This window comes from uncultured Microbacterium sp. (assembly GCF_963521645.1).
Classification (GTDB): domain Bacteria; phylum Actinomycetota; class Actinomycetes; order Actinomycetales; family Microbacteriaceae; genus Microbacterium.
In genome coordinates, this window is sequence record NZ_CAUQVQ010000128.1 from 1 (window position 1) to 4,625 (window position 4,625).

Genomic DNA, 4,625 nt, shown 5'->3' on the forward strand with positions numbered 1-4,625 from the left:
TGGCGCCTGTCGTCGCTTCGGCGCGTGAATTGCGGCATGAGGTGCCAACTGGCGAGGGCGAGGCGAGGCCCCGCGAGATCAGGTCCGAGCGTGTTCGTCGGCGACGGCGAGGGCCTTGTCGAGCACCGCGAGGCCGCGCACGAGCTCGTCTTCACTGATCACGAGCGGCGGCGCCACGTGCATCCGGTTGAAGTGCGTGAACGGCCAGACGCCGGCCTTCTTCGCGGCGGCGGCGAAGGCGGCCATCGGCGCAGCATCCGCACCGCTGGCGTTGAACGGCACGAGCGGTTCGCGGGTCTCGGTGTCACGCACGAGCTCGACGGCCCAGAAGAGGCCACGCCCGCGCACCTCTCCGACGCTCGGGTGGGTGTCGACCCACGAGCGCAGCGTCGGCTCGACGATGTGTTCGCCGAGATCGCGCACGCGCTCGAGGATGCCGTCTCGGCGGAACACCTCGAACGTCGCGACACCCGCGGCGCACGCCAGAGGGTGACCGGAGTAGGTGAGTCCGCCGGCGAATGGCGTCGTGTCGAAGGCGCGCGCGATGCGCTCCGAGATCACGACCCCGCCGAGCGGCACGTAGCCGGAGTTCACGCCCTTCGCGAAGGTGATGAGGTCGGGGCGGCCGTCGTACGCATCGATGCCGAACCATTCGCCGAGGCGACCGAAGCCGACCATGACCTCGTCGGCGATGTACACGATGCCGTAGCGGTCGCACAGTTCGCGCACACCCTGCAGGTAGCCCGGCGGCGGAACGAGCACGCCGTTCGTGCCGACCACGGTCTCGATGATGATCGCGGCGATCGTCGCCGGTCCCTCGAGCTGGATCGTCTGTTCGAGGTGGGCGAGTGCGCGCTCGGACTCCTGCTCGGGCGTCTCGGCATGGAACGGCGAGCGGTAGAGGTAGGGGCCGAAGAAGCGCACGGCTCCCGAGTCCGGCGTGCCGTTCGCCCAGCGCCGAGGATCACCCGTCAGCGAGATCGCCGTCGACGTGGATCCGTGATAGCTGCGGTACATCGAGAGGACCTTGTGGCGACCGGTCGTCTGACGAGCCATGCGCACCGCGTATTCGTTGGCCTCGGCGCCGCCGTTGGTGAAGAAGACCTTCTCGAAGCCCTCGGGCGCGACCTCGACGATGAGCCGGGCGAGCTCGCCCCGCACGTCGTTGGCCATCGCCGGCTGGATCGTCGCAAGACGCCCCGCCTGCTGCTGGATCGCCGCCACGAGGTCGGGATGCTGATGCCCGAGGTTGAGGTTCACGAGCTGGCTCGAGAAGTCGAGATAGGAGTTGCCGGCGTAGTCCCAGAACGTCGATCCCTGACCGGCGGCGACGGGAAGCGGGTCGATCAGACCCTGGGCGCTCCAGGAGTGGAAGACGTGGCCGCGGTCATCCGCGCGCACCTGCGCCTCGGCCTCGGGAGCCGGGAGCGGATGCGATACGCCGTGGCGATCGGTGAAGTTCGTCATGTCTCGTCTCTCAGTTCTCTGTCTGCTCGGGAGCTCAGTGGTTGCTCGGGAAGCCCAGGTCGATCTGCGAGGGCGTGTGGTCGGGCCAACGAGTGGTCACGACCTTCGACCGAGTGTAGAAGTGCACCGACTCGGGGCCGTAGATGTGCGAGTCGCCGAACAGCGAGTCCTTCCAACCGCCGAAGGAGTAGGCGCCGATCGGCACGGGGATCGGCACGTTGACGCCGACCATCCCGACCTCGATGTCGAATTCGTACTGACGCGCGGTTCCGCCGTCGCGCGTGAAGATCGCGGTGCCGTTGCCGTACGCGTTCGCGTTCACGAGCTCGACGGCCTCGGCATACGTCTCGACACGCACCACCGAGAGCACCGGACCGAAGATCTCGTCGTCGTAGACCTTCATTCCGGGCGCGACCCGGTCGATCAGGCTGACCCCGATGAAGAACCCGTCCGAGTCGAACTGCTTCGTCGTGCCGTCGACCACGACCGTCGCGCCCTCGGCTGCCGCGCCCGTGACATACGACGCGACGCGGTCGCGGTGCTCGCGGGTGATGAGCGGGCCCATCTCGCTCGCGGCATCTGTGCCGGCGCCGATCGTGAGGCCCTCGATGCGCGAGGCGATGGCTGCGACCAGGTCGTCGGCGATGTCGCCGACCGCGACAAGCACCGAGACCGCCATGCAGCGTTCGCCGGCCGAGCCGTAGGCGGCCGAGACGGCGGCGTCGGCCGCGGCGTCGATGTCGGCATCCGGCATCACGACCATGTGGTTCTTCGCTCCGCCGAGCGCCTGGACGCGCTTGCCCGCAGCCGAGGCGCGCTGGTAGATCGAGCGGGCGATCGGGGTGGATCCGACGAAGCTGATCGCATTCACGCGCGGCGACTCGAGCAGTGCGTCGACGGCCTCCTTGTCACCGTGCACGACATTGAGCACGCCGTCGGGGAGCCCCGCCTCCTGGAAGAGCTTCGCGAGCCAGATCGACGCCGACGGATCCTTCTCGCTGGGCTTGAGCACCACGGTGTTGCCGCACGCGATCGCAGACGCGACCATCCACAGCGGCACCATCACGGGGAAGTTGAACGGTGTGATCGCGGCGACGACGCCCACCGGCTGCTTGACCGAGTGCACGTCGACACCCCGCGAGACCTGCTCGCTGCGCTCACCCTTGAGCAGGTGCACGAGGCCGGCCGCGAACTCGACGTTCTCGATGCCGCGCGAGACCTCGCCTGCGGCATCCGAGAGCACCTTGCCGTGCTCCGAGGTCACGATCGCGGCGAGTTCGGGCGTGCGCTCGGTGAGCAGCTGCCGAAGACGGAAGAAGACGTCGGCGCGCTTGATGAGGCTGGTCGCCCGCCAGGAGGGCAGGGCGGATGCCGCAGCGGCGATGGCCCGGTCGACCTCGGCGGCGGAGGCGAAGGCGACCTGCTTCGACACCTGACCGGTGGCGGGATCGAAGACCTGCCCCGTGCGGGCCGCCTCGGCGGTGTCTGCTCCATTGATGAGGTGACGGACGACGTCCACGGGGCTCCTTCGGGTCGTAGATCGAGATCGAACACTCTGACCGACGTTCGATACGCTGGCTTCCTCCCATGATCACAGCGCGCGAAGGATCGATCCGGTGTCAGAACGTCGCGATATGAGCGTTATCCGGACAGAACGTCCGGCTCCCGGTGTCCGCCTGACCGTCTCCGAGGTTCTCGCCGAGCCCGCGGTGCAGGCGGGCGGACCGGAGGTCCTCGTCGGGGGCACCGCGCTGGACGCCGCGGTGCGGTGGGTGCATGTCTCCGACAGCGTAGGTGTCGCGCGGCTGCTCGATGGGGGCGAGCTGCTGCTGACGACCGGAGCGGGCTGGCCGGTCGACGACGCAGAACTGCGCGCGTTCGCCTCGAGCCTGCATCGAGCGGGAATCTCCGGCATCGTCTTCGAGGTCGGCACGGCCCGTCAGGCAGTGCCGCAGGCGGTCGTCGACGTCTGCGCCACAGTGGGGCTGGCCCTCATCGCTCTCACGCACGAGGTCAAGTTCGTGGCCGTGACGGAGGCCGTGCATCATGCGCTGATCGCGGCGCAGACCCAGGCGCTGCGCGAGAGGCAGCATCTGCACGAGCTCTTCACGGCGCTGAGTCTGCAGGGGGCGCCCGCCGACGTCGTGGTGTCGGAGACGGCCCGCGCGCTCGGGGCCCCGGTCGTGCTCGAGAACCTCGCGCGCGAAGTGATCGCGACCGAGGGGCTGGGGATGCCGATCGCCGAGGTGCTCGAGCATCGCGGCGCCGCGGAGGAGGTCCCGGTACGGGCGCGAGGGGTGCGCTGGGGCACGCTCCTCGCTCTGCCCGGCCCTGCGCACCCCGCCGGCCGCGTCACCGTGCTCGAACAGGGGGCCACGGCGCTCGCTTTCGGCTGCATCGCAGACGGCGGAGACGCCGAGTGGTCGCTGCTCGCGCAGCGGACCGTGATCGACGACCTGCTGGGGGCGCGGTTCGCCCGCGCGGAGGACATCGACGCCCGCTTGCGCGCCGGAGGATTCGCGCTCGCCGAACGGCAGTGTCACGGGATCGTCGCCCGCGGTTCGGCGTCGATCAGCGAACTCGCCTACCGTGCGCGGCAGGCGGGTTTCGCCGTGATGGCCGCCCGTGTCGGCGGCGACGATGTCGCGCTGCTGTCGCTGCCCGCATCCGCCGCGCTGTCCGACGAGGTGCTGCTGCGCATCGTCGGCCCCGACCGTGCTGTCTTCGTGGGGCCGGCCGCCGACGACGTGATCGGTCTGCTCGGGTCCCTGCGTGCGGCACGAGACCTGGCCGACAGCGATCGGACCGAGGCGGGCGCGCGTGTGCGCCGTGTCGACGACCGACCGCTCGAGCGTCTCGTCGCCACGCTGCGCGACGACCACCGACTGCACGAGCACAGTGAGCGGATGCTGGCGCCGCTGCTGCGATACGACAGAGAGCGCCGCGGCGACCTGCTCGACGTGCTCGCAGCCCTGGTCGCGCACCCCGGCAATCGCTCGGCGGCAGCGGCGGCGAGCCACCTGTCGCGCTCGGTGTTCTATCAGCGCCTCACCCTGATCGGCGACCTGCTGGGTGCGGACCTCGACGACGGCGAGACGATCGCGGCGCTGCACCTCGCCCTGCTCGCGAGGCGGCGCACCGCGGCATCCGCCTAGCCC

The 4,625-nt window shown here is 69.9% G+C and carries 3 protein-coding genes; 1 reads left to right on the top strand and 2 read right to left on the bottom strand.

Annotated features, from left to right (window positions below):
* Window positions 1-78: 78 nt before the first annotated feature.
* Both RWO82_RS15090 and RWO82_RS15095 read right to left on the bottom strand, forming a co-directional pair.
* A complete protein-coding gene (locus tag RWO82_RS15090) occupies window positions 79-1,467 on the bottom strand; it encodes an aspartate aminotransferase family protein (protein ID WP_314428348.1) in 1,389 nt (462 codons plus the stop codon).
* 34 nt (window positions 1,468-1,501) lie between these two features.
* Entirely contained in the window at window positions 1,502-2,986 is a 1,485-nt protein-coding gene (locus RWO82_RS15095; RefSeq protein ID WP_314428349.1) for a CoA-acylating methylmalonate-semialdehyde dehydrogenase, read from the bottom strand.
* Between the two features lie 115 nt (window positions 2,987-3,101).
* Here RWO82_RS15095 and RWO82_RS15100 point away from each other — a divergent pair, with 115 nt between their 5' ends.
* Window positions 3,102-4,622, top strand: a complete 1,521-nt coding sequence (locus tag RWO82_RS15100) for a PucR family transcriptional regulator ligand-binding domain-containing protein (protein ID WP_314428350.1) — start codon at window positions 3,102-3,104, stop codon at window positions 4,620-4,622.
* Window positions 4,623-4,625: the final 3 nt, after the last annotated feature.

Coding starts and splice junctions, on each gene's coding strand:
- RWO82_RS15100 (WP_314428350.1), top strand. CDS start 3,102: ATGAGCGTTATCCGGACAGAACGTCCGGCTCCCGGTGTCCGCCTGACC.
- RWO82_RS15090 (WP_314428348.1), bottom strand. CDS start 1,467: ATGACGAACTTCACCGATCGCCACGGCGTATCGCATCCGCTCCCGGCT.